Annotated in this window: 19 protein-coding genes; 15 read left to right on the plus strand and 4 right to left on the minus strand. The window is 42.1% G+C overall.

Features of this window, described 5'->3' with window-relative positions; translation table 11 throughout:
• Positions 1 to 4: 4 nt before the first annotated feature.
• From H8S90_RS12280 to H8S90_RS12320, 9 genes are all read left to right on the plus strand, one after another.
• On the plus strand, positions 5 to 1,159 hold the full coding sequence (locus H8S90_RS12280) for an extracellular solute-binding protein (protein WP_187342795.1): 1,155 nt from the start codon (positions 5 to 7) through the stop codon (positions 1,157 to 1,159).
• A 1-nt stretch (position 1,160) separates the two neighbouring features.
• Positions 1,161 to 2,306, plus strand: a complete 1,146-nt coding sequence (locus H8S90_RS12285; RefSeq protein ID WP_187342796.1) for a CaiB/BaiF CoA-transferase family protein — start codon at positions 1,161 to 1,163, stop codon at positions 2,304 to 2,306.
• A gap of 3 nt (positions 2,307 to 2,309) precedes the next feature.
• Positions 2,310 to 3,458 (plus strand): CaiB/BaiF CoA-transferase family protein, encoded by a 1,149-nt coding sequence (locus H8S90_RS12290; RefSeq protein WP_187342797.1) that lies wholly within the window; start codon positions 2,310 to 2,312, stop codon positions 3,456 to 3,458.
• On the plus strand, positions 3,458 to 4,528 hold the full coding sequence (locus H8S90_RS12295) for a Gfo/Idh/MocA family protein (RefSeq protein WP_187342798.1): 1,071 nt from the start codon (positions 3,458 to 3,460) through the stop codon (positions 4,526 to 4,528). Before H8S90_RS12290 ends, H8S90_RS12295 begins: the two co-directional genes overlap by 1 nt.
• A 20-nt stretch (positions 4,529 to 4,548) precedes the next feature.
• Positions 4,549 to 4,992 carry a MaoC/PaaZ C-terminal domain-containing protein gene (locus tag H8S90_RS12300; RefSeq protein WP_187342799.1) on the plus strand — a complete coding sequence of 148 codons (444 nt, stop codon included), beginning with the start codon at positions 4,549 to 4,551 and terminating at the stop codon, positions 4,990 to 4,992.
• 17 nt (positions 4,993 to 5,009) lie between these two features.
• A complete protein-coding gene (gene fucP / locus H8S90_RS12305) occupies positions 5,010 to 6,317 on the plus strand; it encodes an L-fucose:H+ symporter permease (RefSeq protein WP_187342800.1) in 1,308 nt (435 codons plus the stop codon).
• 30 nt (positions 6,318 to 6,347) lie between these two features.
• Positions 6,348 to 9,812: a glycosyl hydrolase gene (locus H8S90_RS12310; RefSeq protein ID WP_255501930.1), complete on the plus strand. Its 3,465-nt coding sequence runs from the start codon at positions 6,348 to 6,350 to the stop codon at positions 9,810 to 9,812.
• Positions 9,813 to 9,823: 11 nt separating this feature from the next.
• Positions 9,824 to 11,851, plus strand: coding sequence for a glycoside hydrolase family 127 protein (locus tag H8S90_RS12315; protein ID WP_187342801.1), 2,028 nt, complete (start codon positions 9,824 to 9,826; stop codon positions 11,849 to 11,851).
• Between the two features lie 219 nt (positions 11,852 to 12,070).
• A complete protein-coding gene (locus tag H8S90_RS12320) occupies positions 12,071 to 14,386 on the plus strand; it encodes a DUF5703 domain-containing protein (protein WP_187342802.1) in 2,316 nt (771 codons plus the stop codon).
• A 78-nt stretch (positions 14,387 to 14,464) separates the two neighbouring features.
• Here H8S90_RS12320 and rplI read toward each other — a convergent pair whose 3' ends face one another.
• Genes rplI through rpsF form a run of 3 tightly spaced genes read right to left on the minus strand, consistent with a single transcriptional unit; the run spans position 14,465 to position 15,558 of the window.
• Positions 14,465 to 14,908, minus strand: a complete 444-nt coding sequence (rplI, locus tag H8S90_RS12325; protein ID WP_187342803.1) for a 50S ribosomal protein L9 — start codon at positions 14,906 to 14,908, stop codon at positions 14,465 to 14,467.
• 18 nt (positions 14,909 to 14,926) lie between these two features.
• Complete coding sequence (gene rpsR, locus H8S90_RS12330; RefSeq protein WP_093332144.1) at positions 14,927 to 15,190, minus strand: 30S ribosomal protein S18; 264 nt, start codon at positions 15,188 to 15,190, stop codon at positions 14,927 to 14,929.
• Positions 15,190 to 15,558: a 30S ribosomal protein S6 gene (gene rpsF, locus H8S90_RS12335; RefSeq protein WP_187342804.1), complete on the minus strand. Its 369-nt coding sequence runs from the start codon at positions 15,556 to 15,558 to the stop codon at positions 15,190 to 15,192. Before rpsF ends, rpsR begins: the two co-directional genes overlap by 1 nt.
• Positions 15,559 to 15,723: 165 nt before the next feature.
• Between rpsF and H8S90_RS12340 the strand changes: the two genes are divergently transcribed.
• A complete protein-coding gene (locus H8S90_RS12340) occupies positions 15,724 to 17,499 on the plus strand; it encodes a DNA polymerase III subunit gamma/tau (protein WP_187343031.1) in 1,776 nt (591 codons plus the stop codon).
• A 45-nt stretch (positions 17,500 to 17,544) separates the two neighbouring features.
• Here H8S90_RS12340 and H8S90_RS12345 read toward each other — a convergent pair whose 3' ends face one another.
• On the minus strand, positions 17,545 to 17,961 hold the full coding sequence (locus H8S90_RS12345; RefSeq protein WP_187342805.1) for a hypothetical protein: 417 nt from the start codon (positions 17,959 to 17,961) through the stop codon (positions 17,545 to 17,547).
• Between the two features lie 156 nt (positions 17,962 to 18,117).
• Here H8S90_RS12345 and H8S90_RS12350 point away from each other — a divergent pair, with 156 nt between their 5' ends.
• The 5 genes from H8S90_RS12350 (at position 18,118) to H8S90_RS12370 (ending at position 26,876) form a co-directional block, all read left to right on the plus strand.
• Positions 18,118 to 19,974 carry a 7TM diverse intracellular signaling domain-containing protein gene (locus H8S90_RS12350; RefSeq protein WP_255501931.1) on the plus strand — a complete coding sequence of 619 codons (1,857 nt, stop codon included), beginning with the start codon at positions 18,118 to 18,120 and terminating at the stop codon, positions 19,972 to 19,974.
• Positions 19,975 to 20,283: 309 nt separating this feature from the next.
• Positions 20,284 to 23,232 carry a TonB-dependent receptor gene (locus tag H8S90_RS12355; protein WP_187342806.1) on the plus strand — a complete coding sequence of 983 codons (2,949 nt, stop codon included), beginning with the start codon at positions 20,284 to 20,286 and terminating at the stop codon, positions 23,230 to 23,232.
• 11 nt (positions 23,233 to 23,243) lie between these two features.
• Positions 23,244 to 24,725 (plus strand): RagB/SusD family nutrient uptake outer membrane protein, encoded by a 1,482-nt coding sequence (locus tag H8S90_RS12360; RefSeq protein ID WP_187342807.1) that lies wholly within the window; start codon positions 23,244 to 23,246, stop codon positions 24,723 to 24,725.
• A gap of 67 nt (positions 24,726 to 24,792) precedes the next feature.
• Complete coding sequence (locus tag H8S90_RS12365) at positions 24,793 to 26,211, plus strand: glycoside hydrolase family 30 beta sandwich domain-containing protein (RefSeq protein WP_187342808.1); 1,419 nt, start codon at positions 24,793 to 24,795, stop codon at positions 26,209 to 26,211.
• 158 nt (positions 26,212 to 26,369) lie between these two features.
• Positions 26,370 to 26,876 (plus strand): OmpA family protein, encoded by a 507-nt coding sequence (locus H8S90_RS12370; RefSeq protein WP_187342809.1) that lies wholly within the window; start codon positions 26,370 to 26,372, stop codon positions 26,874 to 26,876.
• Positions 26,877 to 26,935 lie beyond the last annotated feature (59 nt).

Genomic DNA, 26,935 nt, shown 5'->3' on the forward strand with positions numbered 1-26,935 from the left:
ATATATGAATAGTGAACGAATTGTGTTAAAAGGAATTACATGGAACCACAGCAGAGGGTTTGTGCCAATGGTGGCCACTGCGCAACGTTTCGGCGAAGAGAACCCGGAAGTGGAGATTAAATGGGAAAAGCGCTCATTGCAAGCATTTGCAGACTTCTCGGTTGAGGACTTGGCCGAATCATATGATTTATTGGTAATTGATCATCCGTGGGCAGGTTTTGCGGCGAAAACTAAAAGCGTGCTGCCCTTAGATGCCTATTTAGCGTCTTCATTCTTGAAAGATCAACAGAACAATAGTGTAGGACAGTCGTATAATAGTTACCATTTTGATAATCATCAATGGGCACTGGCTATTGATGCTGCCACACCCGTAGCATCAAGTAGACCTGATCTTCTGAAAAGAAATCGGCTAGAATTACCTAAAACCTTTCATGATTTATTGTTACTGGCAGATGAAGGAGTTGTAGGTTTTCCCATGATCGCGATCGATACCTTGATGAATTTTTATATGTTCTGTTGTTCACTGGGTGAAGCGCCCTGTCAAACTGATCAATTTGTGGTGAGTGACCATGTCGGCAGGCAGGCCCTACTATATTTCAAGCAACTAGCTGATAAAATAGATAAGCGTTTTCACAATTATAACCCTATAAGGGTATATGAAGAAATGGTTAATGAGGACCACGTAGCTTATTGTCCTTTTGCTTATGGATATGCTAATTATGCACGTTATGGTTATGCTGCGCGTGAGCTGCAGTTTCATGATCTGGTGAGCTTAAATGGACAACATATGCAAAGTACCCTAGGAGGAACTGGGGTAGCTATCTCGGCCAACTGTCGGCACATCGAGCACGCACTTCGCTATATCTGTTATGTGGCTTCCCCGTTCTGTCAAACTGGATTATATTTTGATAGTGGTGGGCAACCTGGACATTTAGATGCATGGAAGTCGGTATATACCAACGAACAAACGGGTAATTATTTTTATCGTACACTGCCTGCTCTGGAACGTGCGTTCTTACGACCGCGTTATCATGGACATTTGTTTTTTCAAGATTATGCAGGTGATATCATAAGGAGCTATTTAATAGAGAACGGAGATGAGGGGGTATTGCTAAGTAAATTGAATGAATTGTATCAGGAATCAAAAGCACTCGTATAACATGAAACCTTTGGAAGGCATATTGGTATTGGAGTTTGCCCAATTTATGGCTGGGCCGCTAGCGGGACTTAAACTGGCAGACCTTGGTGCGCGGGTCATTAAGATTGAGCGACCGGAAAAAGGTGAAGGGGGAAGGCAGATCGCTATTAAAAATCTGTTCATTGAAGACGATAGCTTGGTGTTCCATACCATTAATAGGAATAAAGAGTCATATGCAGCCGACTTAAAGAAACCTGAAGATCTAGCTAAAGTGAAACGACTTATTGCACGTGCAGATGTGATAACACATAATTTCAGACCAGGTGTGATGGAAAAAATCGGACTTAGTTACCCGGACGTATGTAGAATAAACCCAAGCATTGTATATGGTGCCGTCAGTGGTTATGGTAGTTATGGGCCCTGGGCTAATAAACCCGGGCAGGACTTATTGGTTCAGGCCTTATCAGGTTTGACATGGCTCTCTGGTACTAAGCACGATGGGCCTGTTCCTTTTGGCTTGGCCGTTGCTGACATGTTTTGTGGTGCTCATCTTGTTCAGGGAATATTAGCCGGAATATTGAAACGCAATAAGACAAAAAGAAGTGTATTGGTGGAAATAAGCTTGTTAGAATCGATTTTGGATATGCAGTTTGAATTGCTAACAACATACTTAAATGATGGAAGAAAGCCTCCCCAACGGAGTGCGGTAAAGGGGGGAGGGCATCCTTATCTGAGTGCTCCATACGGTATATACAAAACCAGTGACGGGTACTTAGCATTAGCAATGGGAGACCTACTGGCCATAGGAACATGTATTGGCAGTGATCTTTCAGCTTATACCGATAAAGCAACATGGTTCGAGAAGCGGGATGAAATAACTGAGATGTTGAACGGGCATTTCAAACATCAGCAAACAGCATATTGGTGCAATCAATTGGAAAAAAAAGGAATTTGGTGTGCCATGGTTTATAATTATCACCAGGCACTTCAACACAAGGCTTTTCAGGTATTGGGTATGCTACAGGAGGTAACCTTGGCAAATGGAAAGGCACTCATTACTACGCGAAATCCGATACAGATTGACAGCGTGAGCTTATACGCTAATAGGGGCGCCCCGAAAGTGGGGGCAAACACCTTTAGCATTGACCATGAATTTAATATCATATAAGGTATGAAACCTCTAGCGGATTATTTAGTACTCGATTTCAGCCAATTCCTTTCCGGACCTTCGGCTGGCCTGCGCTTGGCTGATTTAGGAGCGCGAGTGATAAAAGTTGAAAAACCGGTATCAGGAGATATCTGTAGGCAATTATACACTTCAGATGTCGTGATGAACGGAGACTCTTCGGTTTTTCACGCGATTAATCGTAATAAAGAAGGTTTTGCTGCCGACCTAAAACAGCCAACAGACGTTTCCCTGGTAAAAAAAATGATCACCAACGCCGATGTGCTTATCCATAATTTTCGTCCTGGTGTAATGGAACGCTTAGGTTTTAGCTATGCGGAAGTTTCCAAAATAAATCCATCAATTATTTACGGAGAGATCTCGGGCTACGGTTCGGATGGTCCCTGGCGAGATAGACCGGGACAGGACTTATTGCTACAATCACTTACTGGACTAACTTGGTTAAGCGGAAATGCCGATGATGGACCTGTACCTATGGGGCTTTCTATTGTGGATATGTTGGCTGGAGCCAATTTGGTACAAGGCATATTGGCCTGTTTGATTAATAGGGGCATTAGACAAAAGGGCGCACAGGTACAGGTAAGTATGTTGGCGTCTGCATATGATTTTCAAATGGAAACCATTACTACTTATTACCATGATGGAGGAGCTTTACCCGCCCGTACCAAAACCAACAATGCACATGCTTATCTTGGCGCACCCTATGGTACTTACAAAACAAAAAATGGCTATATCGCACTGGCCATGGGAAGTATTCCGCAATTGGGAGAATTGCTCAAATGTCAACCGCTAACAGCCTATACAGCTGTTGCCGATGCTTTTGACAAGAGAGATGAAATCAAGGAAATATTGAGCAAACAGCTGAGGAACGAAAGTACAGAACACTGGCTGGCAATTTTGGAATCTGCGGATGTATGGTGTGCCGATGTGATGACTTGGGACCGTTTATTGGCCCATGAAGGTTTTCAGGCACTGGACATGTTACAAGAAGTCAGTATGCAAGATGGTTATCGTTATCAGACAACGCGATGTCCGATCCGTATTGATGGCGAAAAACTTCTTTCGGGTATCGGCTCACCTATTATTGGACAGGATAATGAAAAAATACTAAAAGAACTTGAAAACAGCGTCTGATGGAAATTGATTATAAACCGATTCTACCTAAAAAAACCTTGCCTATTGTTATTATAGGTGCTGGAGGGATCGTTGGCGATGCCCATTTGCCTGCATATAGAAAAGCGGGATTCGAAGTGGTTGGAATTACTAACCGCAGTCGGGCAAAAGCTGAGAAATTGGCCGATCAATTTGGTATACCAAGGGTATATGATAATATTACTGAAGCCGTAAAGGATAGCCCCGCAGATACCATATACGATGTAACCATTATGCCCCCGCAGTTTGTACCTACCCTAAAGCAACTGCCCGATAAAAGTGCAGTGCTCATGCAGAAGCCCATGGGCGATTGTTTTTCACAGAGCAGGGAGATCTTGCAGGTATGCCGGGAAAAACAGCTAGATGCCGCCATCAATTGCCAATTACGTGTTGCCCCCTTTGTAAGTGCCGCAAGGTGCCTGATCGATAGCGGATCTATTGGCGAAGTATATGACATGGAAGTGAAGGTAACCGTACAGACACCGTGGGAGCTATTTCCTTTAGTAAAAATACACCCTCGACTCGAAATTCAATACCATAGTATTCATTACGTCGACTTAATTCGCTCTTTCTTCGGAGCCCCCAAAAGTGTCATGGCTAAGACCTTGAAGCATCCAACCAAAAACCTCTCGTCTTCCAGGTCTACCATTATAATGGACTATGGCGATACCTTGCGTGCGGTAATCAATACCAATCACGATCATGATTTTGGACCGACACAGCAGGAAAGCTATATCAAGTGGGAAGGAACTAATGGTGCTATCAAAGTAAAAATGGGCCTGTTAATGGATTACCCTCACGGAGTGCCAGATGCCTTTGATTATTGCTTACTTGATGAAGATGGACCTCCACAATGGCAACAGCTGCCAATTGAGGGATCGTGGTTTCCCGATGCTTTTATAGGTAGTATGTCGGCACTTATGCGTTACAAAAGTGGAGAATCGACGGTTTTAGGTGCTCGTGTGGAAGATGTGATGAGAACCATGGCAGTGGTTGAAGCGGCATACCAATGTAGTGACGGGGGAGGTACCCTGATTGAAAATAATTTTTAAGATGACTAATCGATGAACCTATGTATTTTAAATCCATTTTTTTTGAAGACTATCGGTTAAATACGAAGCGAACAACCCTTGGACGGACACTCACGGAAACCGATTTTGTAGTACATGCCGGTCATACAGGCGACTTTTTCCCACACCACTTAGATGCCGAATGGTGCAAAACCCAGTCCTTCGGCCAGCGGATTGCGCATGGTACGATGGTATTCAGTATTGGTATCGGATTAACTGCTTCAGAAATCAATCCCGAGGCCTTTTCTAAGGGGTACGATCGCTTACGCTTTGTTAAGCCGGTATTTATCGGAGACACTATTCATTCAGAAGTAACTATAAGCAAAAAAGATACTGCGAAGAATCCTGCCTATGGTACGATTACCGAGCATGTAGAGGTGATCAATCAGAGAGGCGAAGTGGTATTGGTAGCGGATCATATATTGTTGGCAAAAAGAAAAGAATAATAGCAAATACAGGTGTAATGGAAACAATAATAGAACCGGTAAGCCACGTAGATCCGAGGGAAGCAACGTCTAAGAATCCGTATCTGCTGCCATTTATATTGGTAACGAGCTTGTTTTTTCTATGGGGAATGGCGCATAACCTGGATTCGATTCTTATTCCACATTTAAAAAAAGCCTGCAACCTGAGTAATATGCAGTCGGCATTGGTAGATACTGCAGTGTTTTTTGCTTATTTTATTATGGCTTTGCCTGCTGGAATATTATTAAAACGATTAGGTTATAAACAATGTATGGTATTGGGATTGCTCATATTTGCTACTGGGGCATATCTGTTTGTGCCGGCAGCGGACTGGTTAAGTTATCCACTGTTTTTGTTTGCACTTTTTGTAATTGGTTGTGGGCTAACTATTCTGGAAACTACTGCAAATCCCTATGCTGCAATGCTAGGGACACCATCCAACGCTACCGGCCGCCTGAATCTGGCGGCATCATTTAATGGTTTGGCAGCGATGGTTGCTCCGATTATTGGAGCAAATTTCATTTTGTCGGGCAAAGAATATACCACCGAGGCACTCGCTGCGATGTCAAATGTAGATCGTACAGGCTATTTTATGGAAGAGGCCTCTTCTGTGAAAATACCCTATATTATTTTGGGCTCTACGCTACTCCTCTTTGCGATAGTATTTTGTTTTGTCCGTTTTCCCGAAATGAAGGTGCCGACGGCACAAACTGCGAAAGGAGGTTTTTTTTCTGTGCTGAGGCATAGACATCTGTTTTTGGCAGTAGTGTCGCAGTTTTTTTATGTAGGGGCACAGGTCTGTGTAACAAGTTTTTTTATACGTATGGCTCAGCAGGGAGCTGGTGTAGATGAAAAAACAGCTGGGTACTATTTAGGGGTTTATGGCTTTTTATTTATGCTGGGAAGGTTTGTCGGAACGCTCTTAATGCGCTTTATAAAAGCTGGGCATCTGCTGATGACATACGCCATTATTGCAATGGGACTATGTACTATTGCCGTGCTGGGCCAAGGAATATATGTTGTATATGCTCTCGGCCTGATTGGCTTTTTCATGTCGATCATGTTTCCTACCATCTTTGCACTAGGCATTGTTGGACTGGGAGAAGATACCAAAACAGCTTCATCTTGGTTAATTATGGCTATTGTAGGAGGTGCTGTTCTCCCTTATGTTATGGGTGGGTTAATAGACTATTATCAGGATAACACCCAATTAGGATACATTGTACCTCTTTGTTGCTTCGGAGTTATCTTCCATTACGGCTGGAGCGGGTATAAACTAAAAGGTGATCGGTTATTAAAGCAATAAGCGCAAACAGGTCGGATAAATCTGTAAAACATGATAAACAATAAAAAGAAAATGATCTTGGTACTGCGGTTAGTGATGGGTGTTTTTTTTGTGGTGCCCTTTATTTCTTTGGGACAGCAAAAGGATCTGCCCTCGAATATGGAATTTACACAAGCTCATGGCTATGACGAGTCTAATCCATGGATGTTTTGGTATTGGATGCATGCCAGCTTTTCTAGAGAAGCAATTACAGCTGATCTACACGCGATGAAGGAGGTAGGTATTGCGGGAGCTTATCTCGCACCAATTAAAGGTAAAACAGACCCTCCTTTATTTGAACCTGCTATTGAAACCATGAGCGCCGAATGGTGGGAGATTTTACGTTATACGATGGAAGAAGCTGATCGTTTGGGTATAAAAATAGCCTTACTGCCGAATGATGGCTTCGCCACTGCTGGAGGTCCGTGGATAAGCCCAGAGCTTTCTATGCAGAAGGTGGTATGGACTGATACGACGATCGCAGGGGAGCAACGGGTAGCTTTTCGGTTGCCAATGCCCGAAGCGTATGAAGATTATTACGAAGATATTGCGGTCTATGCTTTTCCAAGCAAATACAATCGTCGGGTACGGGAAGTCCCTCACGTGACGACCAATACCGGTGCCGACGCACAGTTTTTAGCAGTCGCAGACAATCAAAAAAACTTTAGCAGTGGAGAACCCTGTTGGATACAGTATAGTTATCGAGAAGAAGTCTTTTGTAGAGCGATAAAGATTGATATACAAGGTTTTAACTATCAAGCGGGTCGTTTGATTGTTCAGGTAAGCAACGATGGGGAAACCTTTCGGGAAGTTACCCGTTTGGTCCCTCCCAGGGCGGGTTGGCTGGATTGGGATGTGGGAGTAACGCACGCTATTGAACCCATACAAGCTAAATATTTTCGTTTTGTCTACGATCCGATAGGGAGCGAGCCGGGTGGCGAAGATTTAGACGCGGCGAAGTGGAAACCCAGCTTAAAATTGTCAGGTATAACCCTCTTATCTTCGCCTCGCATCCACCAATTTGAAGGCAAATCAGGAATGGTATGGCGGATCAGTGAACCGACTGGTAATATAACCCAGATCACAGAAGAGAAAGGAATTGCACAGCAAGACTTAATTGATCTGCGCCCATATATGCAGGCCGATGGAGAGCTGGCTTGGGATGCACCGGCAGGTGAATGGACTGTTTTGCGGATGGGACATACGTCCACCGGTCATAAAAATGAGACGGCAGGGGCGGGAAAAGGGTTAGAATGTGATAAGTTTAACCCGGAGGCAGTAAGGTTGCAGTTCAATGGCTGGTTTAATAAGGCTGTAGAGATTGCTGGCCCTGAATTGGCTGCCCGCGTGTTGAAAATTTTTCACGTTGATAGCTGGGAATGCGGAAGCCAGAATTGGTCGCCTGTATTTAAAGAAGAGTTTAAGAAAAAAAGGGGATACGACCCCGTACATTACTTACCCGCGATGGCTGGATATCCTGTTGAGAGTATGGATACTTCTGAACGCTTTCTATACGATGTAAGGAAAACCATCGCAGAACTAATAAACGATCAGTTTTTTGATACACTGGCTGATTTAGTCCGTGAAAAAGGTGCAGTTTTTACAGCTGAAACAACGGCGCCCGTGATGGTTACAGATGGTATGGAGCATTTTAAGAAGGTTGACATTCCCATGGGTGAATTTTGGCTGCGGAGTCCCTCACATGATAAACTTAACGACATTTTGGATGCGACATCTGCGGCACATGTGTATGGGAAGTCTGTGGTACAGGCCGAGGCCTTCACGCAGATACGTATGCAATGGGACGAGCATCCCGGCAACTTGAAGACCTTACAAGATCGTAACTACGCTTTAGGTATTAATAAACTGGTTTATCATGTTTATGTACATAATCCCTGGATGGATAGAAAGCCTGGGATGACGCTCGATGGCATAGGACTCTATTTCCAACGTGATCAAACTTGGTGGAGGCAAGGGAAAGCATGGGTCGACTACGCAGCCAGGAGCCAGTGCTTATTGCAAGAAGGTGTACCTGTTGCTGATATTGCGGTATTTACTGGAGAAGAGTTGCCAAGAAGAGCTGTTTTGCCTGATCGGTTGGTGGAAACCTTGCCAGGAGTGTTTGGTGAGGAAAGGCTTGAACAAGAGCAGATACGTTTAGCTAATGAAGCCTTGCCTATGCAGAAAATTGCAGGAGTAACAACAAGTGCACATATGGTACAGCCAGAGCATTGGGTTAACCCATTGAATGGGTATGCGTACGATTCTTTTAACCCCGATGTACTCTTAAATTTAGCTGAGGTAAGGGACGGACAAATAGTGTTGCCCGGAGGAGCTGCATACAAAATATTGGTTTTTCCTGCTAAGCACGCCATGCAACCCAATTATCAGGCGATGAGTTTAGCTGTGCTTCAAAAGCTGTGGAACTTGGTGTACAAGGGGGCAACGGTTGTAATAGCTGATAAACCGAAAACCACACTGGGTTTGCAGGCGAATCTTAAGGAAGAAAAAGAATTAAGACAATTGGCACAGCAATTATGGGAAGGGCCATTTGAAGAGGTCATTATAGATGGCCAACTATTAAGTGTAAAAAAAATAGGAAAAGGACGCCTTGTGAAAGCTCCTTATCTACTCCATACCTTTGATCAATTAGGGGTGCCGCAAGACGTGATTTTTACAAAAAAGGATGGAACATCAGCATATAATCTGGGCTACAATCACCGTAAAGCGGGAGCAAAGGAAATTTACTTTTTAACTAATCAATTGGCGGAAGAAAGGGAAGTAATGGTATCCTTAAGGGTGGCGGGAAAAGTACCGGTATTCTTTGACGCAGTAAACAATGAAAAGAAACCAGTCAAACAATGGAAATTTAACAAAGGGCGTACCGAGATTCCGGTTCGATTGGCGGCTAATGCTTCGCTATTCATTTTGTTGGAAGAGCCTACAGATACGGAAACACACCATGAGGGCTTAAACTGGGAAATATTTAAAGAGCATAGCGCTATTGACGGCCCGTGGCAAGTGCAGTTTGATCCGGATTTTGGAGGACCTGATAAGCCTGTAATTTTTGAAAAGCTGCTCGACTGGAGTAAGCATGAAAATCCAGCTGTCCGTTACTATTCAGGTTCTGCTACTTACAGTAAAACCTTTCAGTGGGACGGCAAAGCGTCTAATGTGTGGCTGAAATTGGAAGAATTAGCCAATATTGCAACCGTTAAAATCAACGGGAAAAATTGTGGAACACTTTGGACCGCCCCCTATAGCGTGAATGTAACGACAGCGTTGAAAGAAGGTGATAATGAGATAGAAATCATCGTGAGTAATACATGGGCAAATCGAATAATAGGTGATCAGTCTGTGTCCGAAGACAAACGTATTACCCATACTACAGCACCGTACCGTCTTGGTGATCAACCCTTGTTAAAAGCCGGACTAATAGGTCGGGTAATATTTTTGATAGAAGATATGAACAATTAAATTATGAATAGATGAGAAGATTCTTGATAGGGATATGGCTGCTGTTAAGCTTAGTTTTGGCAGTGAAGGCGCAGAAAAGGCCATTAGTGAATACCTCAAACAGCCCTTTTGCTAAATTAAAGCCTCTTGATATGCATGCTGTGCAGTGGACTTCTGGTTTTTGGGCCGAGCGCTTTGAAATGGGCAAAAAAAAGATGGTGCCGCAATTGTGGAAGGTTTATAATGATGCCGAAATTAGTCATGCGTATAAAAATTTTGAGATAGCTGCAGGACTCGACACGGGAAGTCATCAGGGACCGTCTTTTCATGATGGCGACTATTACAAAATGTTAGAAGCTGTGGCAAGTTTGTATGCAACTACGAAAAATCCACAATTGGATACCATGATGGATCAGGTTATCGAAACAATAGCCCGCTCTCAGCGGGAAGATGGGTATATCTATACCTTATCTATGATTGAACAGCGTAAGACGGGCAAAAGAAATCAGTTCGAAGATCGTTTGAGTTTTGAAGCATATAACATCGGTCATTTGATGACAGCTGCCTGCATACATTATCGGGCTACCGGCAAGCGCAACCTCTTGGAGGTGGCAGTAAAAGCGACTGATTATCTCTATAAGTTTTATAAAACAGCGTCTCCGACTTTGGCACGTAATGCCATTTGTCCATCACACTATATGGGAGTGGTAGAGATGTACCGTACCCTGGGCGACGAGCGTTATATAGATCTGGCTAAACACCTTATTGATATTAAAGGAGCTATAAATGATGGAACAGATGATAATCAAGACCGGATTCCTTTTCGCGAACAAGAAAAAGTGATGGGCCATGCGGTGAGAGCCAATTATTTATACGCTGGTGTTGCGGATGTTTATGCCGAGACGGGCGATTCAACCTTGCTGGATCAGCTGTGTAAAATGTGGGAGGATGTAACTTCTCATAAAATGTACATCACCGGGGGGTGTGGATCTTTATATGATGGTGTTTCGCCAGATGGTACTTCATACAACCCGGCAGAAGTACAAAAGATACATCAGGCTTATGGTAGAGACTACCAGTTGCCCAATTTTACTGCTCATAACGAAACTTGTGCGAATATTGGCAATATGTTATGGAACTGGAGGATGTTACAACTTACCGGTGACGCAAAATACATGGATGTGTTCGAGCTGGCGCTCTACAACAGCGTGCTATCGGGTATTAGTTTAGACGGAAAGCGATTTTTATATACCAATCCATTGGCTTATTCCGATAGCCTTCCTTTTGAGCAGCGTTGGTCAAAAGACCGGGTAGAATACATATCGCTGTCAAACTGTTGTCCACCTAATACGGTACGTACGTTAACCCAAATACATAATTATGCATATAATATTTCAGAAGAAGGCTTATGGGTGAACTTATACAGTGGGAATGAGCTGCACACAAATTTGCTAGATGGTTCCAAGGTCATGTTACGTCAACAGACCGAATACCCGTGGAATGGAGAGGTAGAATTGTTTTTGGAAGAAGTTCCCGATCATGCTTTTTCGTTTTTTCTGAGGATTCCCGGATGGACAGAAACGGCATCTGTGAAAATTAATGGAGAAGTGCTGGATCGCGATGTGTCACCGGGAAGTTATTTGGAAATTAATCGACTTTGGAAAGAGGGCGATAGGATAAGTTTGGTATTGCCAATGGAGGCTGTATTGATGCAGGCGAACCCTTTGGTAGAGGAAAATCGTAACCAGGTAGCAGTGAAAAGAGGACCCTTAGTATACTGTTTGGAATCGGTAGATTTACCCGAAGGTGATAGTATTTTCGACGTAGTGATACCCGCAGCTGCCCGGTTTTCGCCGCAAATGGAAATGGTTGAAAATAGCAAACTCCTTTATCTACGAGGTGAAGCCCAATTGATAGATAAACAAAAGAATTGGGATGGGAAATTATATAGGAAGCTAGCGGGAGATGAATCCCGGCAGCTGTTAATAAATCTTGTCCCATATTTTGCCTGGGGTAACAGAGGACATACAGACATGACCGTGTGGATGCCGGTGAGGTGAGTTGTGATTGTATGAATGACGAGAATCAAGGTATAGGTAAGATCATTTATGTTATCAATGGGACTAACATTCATAAACGATAGATGCGACCTTCAAAGTTTTCGCTTACGCTGAGTTCTTTTTGTTAGCGTTTTCTTTTGAGAGACCTGCGGAGCAAGCTCGAATGCCAAAAAAGTTTTCGCTGTATGAGAAGAAGAAAAATTAAATAAAATTTACTAAATGAAGCAAAGACATTTTATAGTATTGCTTTTATTTTTTTGGAAGCTTTCGGCTGCCCAAGATATAGATTTAAGTCCCTATGACGTCGTATGGGAAAGTGCGAGTAGAAATGCGAGTGAATCAATGCCTTGTGGAGGCGGTGACATCGGTTTGAACGTATGGGTGGAAAACGGAGATCTGTTGTTTTATGTAGCCCGTAGCGGTACTTTTGATGAAAATAATACCTTATTGAAATTAGGTAGGGTACGTTTGCGTTTATTCCCCAATCCATTGGAAGGGGAAATATTCCAACAAGTATTAAAACTGGAGGAAGGGTATGTAAGTATTTCCGGGAAAAATAAATACGGCGAAGTGAAAGTAAAAGTCTGGGTGGATGTTTTTAGTCCAGTCATACATGTGGAAGCTGTTGCCGATAGTCCTGTCCATGCAATGGCAACCTATGAAAATTGGCGTTACCGAGACCGCATAACCAAAGGGAAGGAAAATAATGCAAATACTTATAAATGGGCACCACCTGGAGAAGTGCGCACTAGGAAAGATAAGGTTGAGTTTAATCGAAATGCTGTTCTTTTCTACCATCGGAACAGCGACAGTACAGTATTTGATGTTACGGTCCAACAGCAAGGCTTGGAGCACGTCAAGGCTGATTTGACCAATCCCCTCGGAGAGTTAACCTTTGGTGGATGGATGGAAGGGAGGGGGATGGAGCCCGCAGGGATAATTGATGGAAAATACATGGATACCGATTTTAAGGGTTGGCAATTAAAAAGCACAAAAGCTTCCAGGAAACACGAAGTAAGATTGTATTTACATACCGATCAAGCAAGTCCTATTCAATTGTGGAAACAGGATTTATTGACCTTGGCGGAAACACAAAGGCCAGCATACGAAAAAGCATGGGAACGCACGAGAAATTGGTGGAGATCCTTTTGGAGTAGAAGCTTTATTATAGTTAAACCGCAAAATAGGGATGAAAGCGATGTAGAATGGCAAATGGGAAGGAATTATCAACTCTTTCGATATATGTTAGCTTGTAATGCTTATGGAACATATCCTACCAAATTTAACGGGGGGTTGTTTACCTATGATCCGTCTTATGTTGATAGTAGTCTGCGTTATACACCTGATTTCAGGAATTGGGGAGGGGGTACGCATACCGCTCAGAATCAACGCTTGGTCTATTGGCCATTGTTACGAAGTGGAGACTTTGATCTCATGAAGCCTGCATTCGACTTCTACAACAGGTTGTTGAATAATGCGGAATTGCGCAGTAAGGTGTATTGGGGGCATGGAGGAGCGAGTTTTACCGAACAGCTGGAGAATTTCGGTTTGCCAAATCCAGCAGAATATGGATGGAAAAGACCTGAAGACTATGATCAGGGAATGGAATATAATGCCTGGCTGGAATATCAATGGGATACGGTACTGGAGTTTTGTATGATGGTTTTAGAGACGTATCACTATCAGGGAGAGAGTATTAAGGAATATCTACCTTTAATTGAAAGTTGCCTTCTTTTTTTTGATGAACACTATCAATACCTAGCTCGGCGGCGAGGCGTAAGAGCTTTAGATAACGAAGGACATCTGATAATATATCCAGGCTCGGCAGCAGAAACCTATAAAATGGCTTACAATGCCAACTCGACGATTGCAGCACTAAAAACCGTATTAGAAGGTGTGTTGAAGCTCCCTTCTTCTGATCTTAATTCGCAAAAGCGGGAATATTTCAGGGCTATGTTGAAGAAAGTCCCTCCGTTGAATACGCGTACAGTAACTGGTTATGCGATGTTGGCACCTGCAAAACTCTGGGAGCGCGTCAACAATACCGAAGTACCACAGTTATATCCTGTTTTTCCTTGGGGTGTTTATGGCCTGGGAAGGCCAGGCTTAGATACGGCGGTCAACACCTATAAATATGACCCGGATGCAGTGAAGTTTAGAAGCCATATCGGTTGGAAACAGGACAATATTTTTGCAGCACGTTTAGGCTTGACGGCAGAGGCTGTCAGACTGAATAGGTTAAAACTAAAAAATTCAGGACGACGGTTTCCTGCATTTTGGGGGCCGGGTTTTGATTGGACACCTGACCATAATTGGGGAGGAGCGGGTATGATTGGTTTACAGGAGATGTTGTTGCAAACCGATGGAGAAAAAATTTATGTACTACCTGCTTGGCCAATGAATCGTGAAGTGGAGTTTAAACTACATGCTCCACAACATACTACAGTTTATGGTCGGGTAAAAGAGGGACGTTTAGTTCAACTGGAAGTACTACCGGCCTCTAGAGCAAAAGATGTAGTAATCGTAAAACAATAGCAGGGGATAATTAGGTCGAAACAAAAAAGGCCTCTCCTGAAAGGAAAGACCTTTTTACTATTTTCTTAAAAAGAGTGCTTATTCAGCAATGACTTCAAAAGGAACCTGTACCTTAACTTCTTTGTGTAAGTTTAAGTTGGCCGTATATTCGCCAAGCTCTTTAGGCTCTACATCAAAGGTGATGCGACGACGATCTACTTCAAAACCTTCTTTTTTCAGGGCATCGGCAACTTGAATAGTATTCACCGAACCGAAGATTTTACCACTCTCACCAGCTTTGGCTCCGATAGTCAATTTTACAGATTCTAACTTAGCAGCAAGCTCCGTAGCATCTTTTTTGATTTTCTCTTGTTTAAACTGCGCTTGTTTGATGTTTTCTGCAAGCACTTTCTTGGCAGAAGGGGTAGCTAGAATAGCTAAGCCTTGTGGAATAAGATAGTTACGACCATAACCATTTTTTACGGTTACGATATCGTCTTTCTCGCCAAGTTTCTTAATATCTTGTTTTAAAATGATTTCCATGTCGTTCTTACCTCCAGATTATTTTAATGAATCAGTTACATAAGGTAATAAACCAATATGGCGTGCACGTTTCACAGCCTGAGCTACTTTACGTTGGAATTTCAAAGAAGTTCCTGTTAAGCGGCGAGGTAAAATCTTACCTTGATCATTAACAAATTTCAATAAGAAGTTTGCGTCTTTGTAATCAATATATTTGATTCCGTTCTTTTTGAAACGGCAATATTTTTTACGGTTATCTTCTACCTTAGGGGCAGTAACGTATTGAATTTGATCTCTTGCCATTATTTTGCCGCCTCCTCTGCTTTAGTTTCTGTTTTTTTGTTGAAAGCACCGCTGCGTTTCTTTTCATTATAAGCAAGGGCATGCTTGTCTAAAGAAATAGTTAAGAACCGCATAATACGCTCATCACGTTTGTATTGAAGTTCCAGTTTATTGATCAATTCACCTGGAGCCTTAAATTCTGTTAGGTGATAGAACCCTGTTGTTTTTTTCTCAATAGGGTACGCTAATTTTTTCAAACCCCAATTATCCTCATGGATAATCTCGGCTCCGTTTTCAGTAAGGATGTTTTTGAATTTGGCAATAACCTCTTTCGCTACATCTTCTGACAACAACGGGGTAAGAACTACTACGGTTTCGTATTGTTGCATTTTGTTAAAAAATTTGTTAATTCACTAAATTCCGCCAAAGCGGGATGCAAAGATAGGTCTTTGTTTTTGGAAATACAAGTGCTTACCGTTTTATGCCTGAGTAAGTTGAAATTACCAACAGCGAAGCATTGGCTAATTTCTGCCAAAATGCGTACCTTCGTGGCGATGGATAATTTTATTGTTTCTGCACGAAAATATCGTCCTTCAACCTTCGAAACGGTCGTTGGGCAGCAGCACATCACTGGAACGCTTAAAAATGCAATTAAGAACAACCAATTGGCTCAGGCCTTTTTGTTCTGCGGACCTCGTGGTGTTGGCAAAACTACTTGTGCGCGTATTTTAGCAAAAACAATTAACTGTCAGCAACTAACCACGGAAGTGGAGGCTTGCGGAGTGTGTGACTCATGTAGATCGTTTCAGCAGGGTAATTCTTTTAGTATCCATGAATTGGATGCCGCTTCGAATAATTCAGTAGATGATATCAGAAGTTTGATTGAACAGGTGAGGATACCACCTCAAACAGGTAAATATAAGATTTACATCATCGATGAGGTACACATGTTATCCACGCAAGCATTCAATGCTTTTCTGAAGACATTGGAAGAACCACCTACCTACGCGATCTTCATTCTGGCTACTACAGAAAAACACAAGATATTGCCGACAATATTATCGCGCTGTCAGATTTTTGATTTTAATAGAATCAAGATAGAGCATATTGCCCAGCACCTGGCTAATATCGCGGCCAAAGAAGGTGTTGCTTACGATAGCGATGGTCTGCATCTGATTGCACAGAAGGCAGACGGTGGTTTACGGGATGCCTTATCGATGTTTGATCAGATTGTTAGTTTCTCTAACAAGAATGTTAACTACCAGGCGGTAATAGATAATCTCAATATTCTGGATTACGATTACTATTTTAAACTTACAGACGCCATCCTTGAAGAAAATGCCGCCAGCGCACTGGTAATTTTTGATGAAATCTTATTAAATGGTTTTGACGGTAATCATTTCATTAATGGTTTGGCATCACATTTTAGAAATCTATTGGTGGGTAAAGATGCCAGTACGTTGAAGTTGTTGGAAGTAAGTGAAAATATTAGGGCACGTTATTTGGAACAATCACAACAGACCACAGTTGGGCTGTTATTATCTGCATTGAATATCGCCAATCAATGCGAAATTAACTATCGCACGAGTAAAAACCAACGTTTGCAGGTGGAGCTTGCCCTCTTAAAGATGTGTCATATCAAGACAGCTGTTCAGTTTAGTAGTGCTACGAATGATAATTTAAACCGGCAGGAACCGGAAAAAAAAAAGCCTGATGCGGCAGTAACCGAAACGCCTTCAGTTTCTAAGCAAGAACCACTAAATCCTAGCCCGCAAAAAGAATATCCAGGGGACGTTGAAAAAGTGGAAAACGAACGAGAGACACCCCAACCTACCAAAGTGAAAATACCTAGTTTTAAGGATATTAAACTTTCTTCTTCAATTCCTAACCTAAACGATGTGTTTAAGGATAAAAAAGAGGATGATCCTAATGCGGAACCCGAATATATAATGGGGGCCGAAAGACAAAGTTTTGACTATGAGAATTTTATGAAGGTTTGGCATGCTTATGCAGATCAAGCCAAGGCAACAAATAAGATCACTTTATTTACGTTGATGACTGCAAATGCTCCCAAATTACGGGATGATCATAAAATAGAAGTTATTGTTGAAAATGCGATACAAGAAAATTTGCTGACGATATCAAAAATAGAGATTTTAAATGACCTTAGGGTGAAACTTAAGAATTTTGCTATTGACCTGATTCCCGTACAGGTGGAGTCGAATGTGGTTCGCAAACCTTATACCAATCAGGAAAAATACCAAGCAATGCTCGCCAAAAATCCGCTCGTTGAAAAGCTACGACAAGATTTTAATCTGGGATTCGACTAATATATATTCGCAAGTACTTCAACGTTGACGTTGCAATTAACTAAACTAAGGCTCTCTTTTTGGGTATCCCTCTTCATCTAGATCGTCTCTGAGATCTTCCGGTGTTTTGGAAATCTCTTTATCTGCCTTTTTTAGTTTTGTTATTCTACCTTTGTCGATATGCATTCCTAAACTATCTATGTCGGTTTCCAACGACTTGTTTTTATCGTATTCATCCCCTACATAGAGATTTGCTTCATCCCAGTCGGAATTATCATCCTTTCCCTGGGGAGCAACGGTGTCATATGGGTCGTCATGTTGATATTCAGCTTCTTCATTGGGGTATGTTTTGGGATCGTTTTCAATATCGTACTCAAAACTGTCGGTGTTTTTGTTATACTTAAGGTTATGGATGTACCCCCTATCGGCCTGATCATTTGGGATATCCTGATTTTTTCTATTATTAGGTTTATCATTGTTCATAACAATCAATTTTTGATATATCCAAGCTATTTCATCCTATTATAAAGAACAGCAAAAGGAAGAATAGGTTTGACTACAAAACATTTGATTACCGAAATAGTATCTTTGTGGATGCCTAAATGTAATGCTTACACAAGCGTCATTTTAATAGTAACAATGCTACTGTGTTCCGTATGGAAGGTACGAGGGCAGCAGCCAGTTGTTTTAACAGATAGCGTCGAGCAACATATGTTTACCTTTGGAGAACTTCGATCTCTTAAAGATGAACGAGGAATGCTTAGTTTTAAGGATGTTTTACAGCCTGAAATGGCTGCGCGTTTTCAGCTAAATGATAGGAGCACTCCACAGAACGAGGATATTCACGCATACTATTGGTACAAAATAACGATCGACCACCATATTAGCCCAGAAAAATTATTTGTTTTAGAGTTTTTTGATCAGACAATAGACGAGATCGAAGCTTATTTACCCAATAATGCCGGAGGTTTTGATACATTGGTCTTAGGCGATAATTATGCTTTTTCCAAAAGGCCGTTTTTACATAAAAACTTTGTAATACCACTTTATCAGGACTTAAAAGGACAACAGGATTATTACTTCAGAATTCAATCCCGACAGCTGGTTGACGCCATTATCGTAGTACGTTCAATAGATTTTTTTGTTGAGTATGCGCTGGGGGAGTATTTCAGTTTTGGTATATTTTATGGAATGATTCTGGTGTTTTCATTCTATAACCTGATCATGTTCTTCGCGGTGAAGCAGCGGGCATATCTTTACTATGTCTGTTATATGTTATGTGTTGCACTTTTTGAAATGTGCACCGATGGCATCGCCTATCACTATTTATGGCCTAACTGGTCAGCATGGAATCAATATGCTTTTGGCGTGGTACTTTGTTTAATGAGTGTGTCGGCGTTACTCTTTACGCAGCGTCTACTGTTATTGCAACGTAAAGCACCAAAGTTAAACACCATTATTTCAGTAATTATTGGACTCCGTATCTTATACTTGCTGTACGCATTGTTATGGCATAGAAGTTTATTGAATTATAAATTCATGGAGGCAATCCCGTTGTTAATGGCGTTTGGCTCGGGAATTTATATCTGGTGGAGAGGGTATAGACCTGCACGTTATTTTGTCATTGGTTATGGATTTTTATTCATTGGCTATAGCATAAAATTGATGATTATGTTAGGGTTCACCTGGCTGAATTTTGGGATCGTTTCTTATTACTGCATGAGTTTTTGTTTTATACTCGAAATGACTTTCCTTTCTTTAGCTGTGGGAGACCGGGTGCGCGTCATGAAAAATAGTAGAGATAAAGCGCAGCAATTGACCATTAAACAGATGCAGATCAATCAGGAACTTAAAGACAGTATAAATAAGGATTTAGAACAAAAAGTGAAAGAGCGAACCAGCGAGTTGGTGGAAAAATCGCATATTATTTCAGAGCAAAACCTCGCGCTGTCAGCAGCTAATAGGCTTCTTGAAGAACAAAAGAATGAAATAACTCGGATGAATGCGTTGTTAAATAAAGACAACGCATTGTTGAAGGTAAATGTAGAAGAAGTTACACGTGCCAGAGCATTGTCTAAGGGATTGGATTTTGAAGAATTCAGTAAAGCTTATCCCGATCAGGAAAGTTGCTTACGATTTTTAGCAGGTCTCAAATGGAAGAATGGATACTGCTGTAGAAAATGTGCTGCTACGGCGTTCTACATCGGACACTTACCACATAGTAGGCGCTGTGCCCATTGTGGTTATGAAGAATCTGCTACTGCCCACACTGTTTTGCAACATGTACGTATCCCCATTAATAAATCTTTTTATTTGATTTATCTCCTGTATTCCACCAAAGGTAGAATATCCTCCCACAAATTGGCCGAAGTTTTAGGTATTAGGCAAAGCACTTGCTGGGCTTATAGTAAAAAAATAAAACAACAGATGGAGCAAAAGAAAATGACTTTTCGAAATGCTTCGGAAACACAGGGGTGGAGCGAATTGCTCGTTTGACCTGGAGGTATCGCAATTTTCTTTTCTGGGTTTTGTAAAAAATGCTATGGTAAAGAAGCGTATCATGGTGTCTGTTTTACACACTTTGCTTCTGAATACATAAATACCTGATAAACAACTAAAGAATACCTTTCATTATTTCGGTGTTAAAGCGTATCAATATGTATATAAACATCTAATTGTCAGTATTTTATGTATAATAATGTTTGTTTTTAACTAGCTTTCTTCTCTATATTTGCTGCCGGTATGCTATTGGTTGGAATACCGGGCTAACAACATTTATATTCATTAAACCAATTTTATTAAACTATGTGGAGGAAATATTTACTACTGATTTCCCTTGTTTTCGTTACCGCTATTGCTTATAGCCAGCAGTCAGCTATAAGAGGCATCGTGAAAGATGATGCCGGGGAAGTCCTGCCAGGCGTATCCGTCCGAGTGAAAGGCTCAAGCACAGGTGTTACGACGGATGGAGATGGGCAGTTTAATTTGCAGGTTGCTCCCGATGCGATTTTGGTTTTTACTTATGTAGGTTACGTAAGTAGAGAGGAAGCGGTCACGGGGAGGAACGATTTTGAAATAGTGCTAGAATCACTTGATCAGGAATTAGATGAGGTGGTCGTAGTTGGTTATGGCACGCAGCGAAGGGGGGATATCACCGGTGCGGTGGGATTAGTAACCGAGGAAGCGTTTGAGTCACGACCGAATACCCAATTCGGTAGTATTATACAGGGGAAGGCCGCTGGAGTACAAGTATCTTCACCAGGAGGAAAGCCCAATGCTGGATTGAATATTCGTATCCGTGGTACGAGTTCCATTACCTCTAGCAGTGACCCATTGTACGTGGTGGACGGCGTGCCTATTGCCGATACCCGTTCCATCAACCCGGCAGATATTGAGAGTATGTCAATCCTGAAAGATGCATCTTCTGCTGCCATCTATGGTGCACAGGGGGCCAATGGTGTGGTGTTGATTACTACCAAGAAAGGAAAGGAAGGTAAGCCTAGGGTTGAATTAAATGCTTATGGCGGTTTTTCATCTGTTTGGCGTCGATTAGATGTCCTGAATGCCGATCAGTATCGTCAACTCATGACCGAGTTAGGTAGAAATACAGACTGGGATCAATACACAGCCAATACCAATTGGCAGGATGAGGTATTTCAAAATGGTGCGTCACAGAACTATCAGTTAGCTGTCTCAGGAAAGAGCAACAAAACCACTTATTATATTTCGGGTGGATGGATGAAACAGAAAGGAGCCGTTCGCAGTTCCGAGACAGATCGTTACAATTTCAAAGTAAATCTTGAGCAAGAGGTGAACAACTGGTTAACTTTAGGGACTAATGTTGGCTATACCCGATACCATGATGTAGACGTTGCGGATAACCAAGCGGTTAATCAAGGCGGAGTAATTATGGGGATACTATCAACGCCACAAAATATCGGCATCTATAATGCTAACGGTACATTTACAAGCAATCCTTTTCAAGATTGGGAGAACCCACTGGCCTTTACAGATGGCTCAGATCGGGGATACCGCAATCAACGGGTTATTGGTAATGCTTATGCAGAAGTTACTTTCCTCCCCGGATTGAAATTCAGGAGCAACTTCGGTATCGATGCAGGTAACGGGGTGTACGATTATTTTCTGGACCCCATACGTACCAGTTACGGAAGGGCTAGAAATGGTATCGGTCGCTATAACACAGACCAGATGAGTTACTGGATTGCAGATAATACCCTCTCTTATAACAAACAAGTGGATAAACACAATTTTGGGGCTTTGGTTGGAATGGTGGCGCAAAAAACACAGTGGGAAAACAGTGAGATCGAGCGCACTAATTTCTCTGGCACATCAATCGTTACACCAAATGGTGGCTCCATTATCCAGGTTGCGAATGTGGCGAAAAGGGAAAAGGCCAATGCATCCATTATCGGAAGGATAAATTATGATTTTGAAGGAAAGTATTTATTAACGGCGAATTTTAGGGCAGATAACAGTTCCAACTTCGGACCTTCCAACAAGTGGGGCTATTTTCCTTCATTTTCTGCCGGGTGGCGCTTATCGCAGGAGCGTTTTCTGCAGCATGTTTCTTGGCTGGATGACTTAAAACTGCGTGCCGGGTGGGGAGTTGTAGGAAATGATAACGTAGGAGAATACGCTTATTGGGGAAGGGTGGCCAGTGATGCTAATTACCCTATCGGAGGAGAGATCTTACCGGGAACGCGTCCTTCTACTTTACAGAATGATGATTTAAAATGGGAAGAAACGCAGCAAACGAATATCGGTATTGATGTAAGTGTTTTCAATGCAAGACTTAATTTCAGTGTAGATGCCTATCTGAAAAAGACAAATGACTTATTGTTAAATGTTCCTGTTCCGCGCTCCACAGGCTTTGATGTGGCACTGCAGAATGCCGGTGCATTAGAAAATAAAGGATTGGAGTTTCAGGTAAATTCCAGAAACTTTGTCAACGACTTTAAATGGGAAACAGATTTTAATATTTCCTTTAATCGCAATAAGGTAACCGAATTGGGCGGAATCAATATTTTTGGAGCCAATATATCCGGCAGAGACGAAGTGAGCTATACAACGATCGGCCAACCGATAGGCATGTTTTATGGTTATGTTTTTAACGGTGTTGATCCGCAAACGGGTGATGCCCTATATTTGACAAACGATGGTACTTCGAGCAGTTCACCTTCTGCGTCCGACCGCCGGATCATTGGTAACCCAAACCCGAATTTCATTTATGGCTTGACCAATACTTTTTCCTATAAGAATATCGGCTTAAGTATCTTTTTACAGGGAAGCCAAGGGAATGATATTTACAATGGTACTCGCGTAGAGGCCGAGGGTATGATCGATGCCAAGAATCAGACGGCGGCTGTTTTGGATAGGTGGACAAGTATTGGGCAAGAAACACAGATTCCACGGGCAGTGGCCGATAACATCGCGAATTCAAGAAATTCCACGCGCTTTGTAGAAAACGGTTCTTACCTCCGCGTAAAGTCGGCTACCCTGAGTTATAACTTGCCTGAACAGTTTTTAAATAAGATTAAGATAAGTAATGTACGTTTGTATGTCACTGGAGAAAACCTTTTCACGATAACCGATTATAAAGGTTTTGATCCAGAGGTAAACGCATTTACCAATGTGAACGACGCTACGCAAAGTAAGAACACTTTTATAGGTATCGATTATGGTACCTATCCACAGACCCGAAACATCATTTTTGGACTTAATGTTTCATTTTAAGGATTTGATTTATGAAAGCTAAATATATTGCCCTATTCGTGACAGTAACGGGGATCACTTCTGGGTTAACATCATGTAATAAGTTTACCGATTTAAATCCCATTTCGGAAGCTACCTCTGGAAATGCATATACCAGCCTTCAAGAAGCAGAAGCTGCATTAACAGGAGCGTACGATGCACTACAGCAAGAATATTATATTTGGGATAATGTGATTTTTAGTGATGTTATGGCCGATAATTATTATGCAGGAGGAGATGATCCGGAGATCTTTGCGGTAGACAGGTTACAGTTGGTTCCTACCAATGGCCGACTATTCAACAATTGGAGCCAGCTTTACGTAGGTGTTCTTCGTGCCAATACGATATTACAAGAAGTGCCTGTTATCGATGATCCGAGCTTAGACGAGGGAGGCAGACGCGAGCAGATTTTGGGCGAAGCACTCTTTTTGCGCGCTAATCATTATTACAATCTGGTGAAAATGTTTGGGGGCGTTCCCCTGGTGCTGGAACCAGCAGCGTCTACCGCACCGGATGCCATACAACTTCCCAGGAATACGGAAGCTGAGGTATATCAACAGATCCTAGCAGATCTTGAACAGGCCGTTTCGTATTTGCCTGATCGCTTATCCGAAGAAAACAGCGTCAACAAGGCTAGAGCTACTAAAGGGGCCGCAAACGCACTCTTGGCAAAAGTATATGCACAAAAGGCAGATAGGGACTACGGTAAAGTACTCGAACATTGTGATGCGGTGATTAATAGTCCTGCCAATTATCGCTTATTAGCTAATTTCGCTGAACTGTTCGATGGGGCGCATTACAACAATGCAGAGTCTATTTTAGAAATACAGTTTGTTGGCGCTAACGAAGGGAATTGGGGGCCGCAGATGCTTCTTCCACCATCCATAAGTGGCGATACCTGGCGCAAGTTCATTACGCCATCTACCGATCTGGTTGCCGCATTTGATCGTGCGTCGGACGAAACAAGAAAGTCGAGCAGTATACTCTTTGAAAATGTAGGCTGGTTGGATGAATACTGGGGAAATGCTTCGGGTTCGTCTGTCCCCTTCGCTTATAAATGGAAGAGTGCCAGCGGCTGGGCGAGCACTAATAGGCAATATATGCTGAGGTTAGCAGATATCATGTTGTTAAAAGCAGAAGCGCTCAATGAATTGGGTAGAGTTCCGGAAGCGCTGGAAGCGCTGAATCAGGTGCGTCAGCGTGTTGGATTAGCAGCGTCGACGGCGAGTGATCAAACAACGCTAAAATTGGCTATTCTCGAGGAACGGCGCTTAGAACTATGTCAGGAGGGGCAACGTTGGGACGACCTGAAACGAGCGGGATTAGCTATAGAGGTGATGAACGATCTACAGGAAATAGATTTACGTACGGGTAATGCGGTAGATTATAATATGACCGAAGAGAAGTTGTTGCTGCCTATTCCGCAGCAGGAAATCAATAGAAATCAACAACTGGATCAAAACCCGGGATACTAACTTTACCATTTTATTGGCGGGAAGTAAAGGTTTCCCGCCTTGTGTTTACTTTTAACCCTACAAACAAATGCGATTTAATTTTTTCTTATTGATGCTGTTTGCCTTATTGAATATGGCTGCGTGCAATAACCCTTCATCAGAATCTCCGGAAGAAGATAGTAAAGGTGTCGTTCCGTATTTAACAACTGGTGATCAAAAAGCGTTATTGGCTAGACAGCCTGCGTTAGCATTCGTTGAAAAGTCGAATGATTTACCCACGATTACTATAGACGATAACAAAGTTTATCAGGATATCGATGGTTTCGGTTTTACACTTACGGGAGGAAGTGCTGATTTAATTCAGGCATTGCCTGAAGACCAGCGTTCTGTACTTTTACGTGAGTTATTTGGAAGGGAAGAAAATAGCATAGGTATCAATTATCTGCGTGTAAGTATCGGTGCATCCGATCTCAGCGCATCTACTTTTTCATACAATGATTTACCGGCAGGACAGAAAGACCCAACCTTAAAACACTTTTCTATAGAAAAAGAGCGGGAGACGCTTATCCCGGTTCTAAAAGAGATTGTAAAAATCAATCCGAAGATTAAAATTTTGGGATCTCCTTGGAGTGCCCCCACATGGATGAAAACCAATAACAATACGATTGGTGGAAAGTTAAGACCCGAATATTATGGGGTGTACGCAGATTATTTTGTGAAATATGTGCAAGCGATGGCCGATGAGGGTATCTCAATAGACGCCGTTACCATCCAGAATGAGCCTTTGCACCCAGGAAATAATCCTAGCATGTTGATGGAAGCTGTTGAGCAAGCCGACTTTATTAAAAGCGCTTTAGGGCCAGCTTTTAAAGAGGCCGGTATTACAACAAAAATCATTCTTTATGATCATAATGCCGATCGCCCAGATTATCCAATCAGCATTTTAAATGACGAGGAAGCAGCGAAATATATAGATGGGTCAGCTTTCCATTTATATGGTGGTCGTATTGAGGCGCTATCAGAGGTACACAAAGCACATCCGGAGAAGCAGCTGTACTTTACTGAACAGTGGGTAGGAGGGCCTGGTGATTTCTCGAAAGAACTCCAATGGCATGTGTCTAACTTAATAATAGGGGCTACCAGAAATTGGTCTAGAAATGTACTTGAATGGAATTTAGCAGCAACATCTGATTATAAACCCCATACGGATGGTGGATGTACCAGCTGTTTAGGCGCATTAAGCATTGATGGTGAAAAGATACAGCGTAACGTCGCTTACTATATCGTTGGGCACGCATCGAAATTTGTACCAGATGGGTCCAAAAGAATCGGATCTAATGTTATCGACGGGCTGGCTAATGTGGCCTTTATCACACCTGAAAATAAAAAGGTTTTGGTTATAGTAAATGATGACGATAAAAACAGATCTTTTAATATTGAGTATCACAATAAATATGTAGAGACAAGTTTGGCAAGTGGTGCCGTTATGACCTATATATGGGATTAGCATTTAAATGTAAAAGACCATTTGTTTTTCATTCTTCTTTTGAGTTAATTTACGCAAAATTAGGATTTAGCGAAATTAGCGATACGATATCGTATCCTTCCTAAGATACCCGGGCGGGAGGCCCTTGGAATAGCATAGATTAATTAAAAAACTTAAGAATGAAATTGAACAGATTTACTTTTTTTTTAATGTTAGCGGCGTCAGCATTGTTTTTCAGTTGTAAAAGCAAAAAAATGATCGTAAATGATGGTGCCGAGGTGGTTACTTCCGGCGTTGATGAGCATATTGATGGAGGAACTGTTTCACAGACCGATCAAGGAGTTGTACTCACCTTCGAGTCTGATGTGCTTTTTGCCACGAACTCTTCTTACCTATCTGAAAAGGCTAAAGTTACCATGAAAAATATGGTTGCTTACATCAATAAAAACTATCCTAATGCCAATATCCAGATTAATGGACACACCGATTCGACTGGTGAAGAAGATTATAATCAATGGTTGTCGGAAAAAAGAGCCTCTTCTGTGAAAACTTATGCTGTTAGTATAGGTCTGAGTGAAAATCGTGTTACTACCAAGGGTTATGGAAAAAGCAAGCCGGTTGCCACGAACAGTACTGCTGAAGGCCGCCAGCAAAATAGAAGGGTAGAAGTGATCATATTAAAATAACTTAGTCGTTTATGCTCAGCGTCAGCTATAAGAACTATAGTTGATTGCTGGGCATAATG

The sequence above is a fragment of the Olivibacter sp. SDN3 genome (assembly GCF_014334135.1).
Classification (GTDB): Bacteria; Bacteroidota; Bacteroidia; order Sphingobacteriales; family Sphingobacteriaceae; genus Olivibacter.

Excerpts from the sequence above, each read along its gene's own strand:
- H8S90_RS12370 (WP_187342809.1), top strand. The coding sequence starts at position 26,370 with ATGAAATTGAACAGATTTACTTTTTTTTTAATGTTAGCGGCGTCAGCA.
- H8S90_RS12285 (WP_187342796.1), top strand. The coding sequence starts at position 1,161 with ATGAAACCTTTGGAAGGCATATTGGTATTGGAGTTTGCCCAATTTATG.
- H8S90_RS12295 (WP_187342798.1), top strand. The coding sequence starts at position 3,458 with ATGGAAATTGATTATAAACCGATTCTACCTAAAAAAACCTTGCCTATT.
- H8S90_RS12340 (WP_187343031.1), top strand. The coding sequence starts at position 15,724 with ATGGATAATTTTATTGTTTCTGCACGAAAATATCGTCCTTCAACCTTC.
- H8S90_RS12290 (WP_187342797.1), top strand. The coding sequence starts at position 2,310 with ATGAAACCTCTAGCGGATTATTTAGTACTCGATTTCAGCCAATTCCTT.
- H8S90_RS12365 (WP_187342808.1), top strand. The coding sequence starts at position 24,793 with ATGCGATTTAATTTTTTCTTATTGATGCTGTTTGCCTTATTGAATATG.
- H8S90_RS12310 (WP_255501930.1), top strand. The coding sequence starts at position 6,348 with ATGATAAACAATAAAAAGAAAATGATCTTGGTACTGCGGTTAGTGATG.
- H8S90_RS12350 (WP_255501931.1), top strand. The coding sequence starts at position 18,118 with ATGCTACTGTGTTCCGTATGGAAGGTACGAGGGCAGCAGCCAGTTGTT.
- fucP (WP_187342800.1), top strand. The coding sequence starts at position 5,010 with ATGGAAACAATAATAGAACCGGTAAGCCACGTAGATCCGAGGGAAGCA.
- H8S90_RS12320 (WP_187342802.1), top strand. The coding sequence starts at position 12,071 with ATGAAGCAAAGACATTTTATAGTATTGCTTTTATTTTTTTGGAAGCTT.
- rplI (WP_187342803.1), bottom strand. The coding sequence starts at position 14,908 with ATGGAAATCATTTTAAAACAAGATATTAAGAAACTTGGCGAGAAAGAC.
- H8S90_RS12360 (WP_187342807.1), top strand. The coding sequence starts at position 23,244 with ATGAAAGCTAAATATATTGCCCTATTCGTGACAGTAACGGGGATCACT.
- H8S90_RS12300 (WP_187342799.1), top strand. The coding sequence starts at position 4,549 with ATGTATTTTAAATCCATTTTTTTTGAAGACTATCGGTTAAATACGAAG.
- H8S90_RS12355 (WP_187342806.1), top strand. The coding sequence starts at position 20,284 with ATGTGGAGGAAATATTTACTACTGATTTCCCTTGTTTTCGTTACCGCT.
- H8S90_RS12345 (WP_187342805.1), bottom strand. The coding sequence starts at position 17,961 with ATGAACAATGATAAACCTAATAATAGAAAAAATCAGGATATCCCAAAT.
- rpsF (WP_187342804.1), bottom strand. The coding sequence starts at position 15,558 with ATGCAACAATACGAAACCGTAGTAGTTCTTACCCCGTTGTTGTCAGAA.
- rpsR (WP_093332144.1), bottom strand. The coding sequence starts at position 15,190 with ATGGCAAGAGATCAAATTCAATACGTTACTGCCCCTAAGGTAGAAGAT.
- H8S90_RS12280 (WP_187342795.1), top strand. The coding sequence starts at position 5 with ATGAATAGTGAACGAATTGTGTTAAAAGGAATTACATGGAACCACAGC.
- H8S90_RS12315 (WP_187342801.1), top strand. The coding sequence starts at position 9,824 with ATGAGAAGATTCTTGATAGGGATATGGCTGCTGTTAAGCTTAGTTTTG.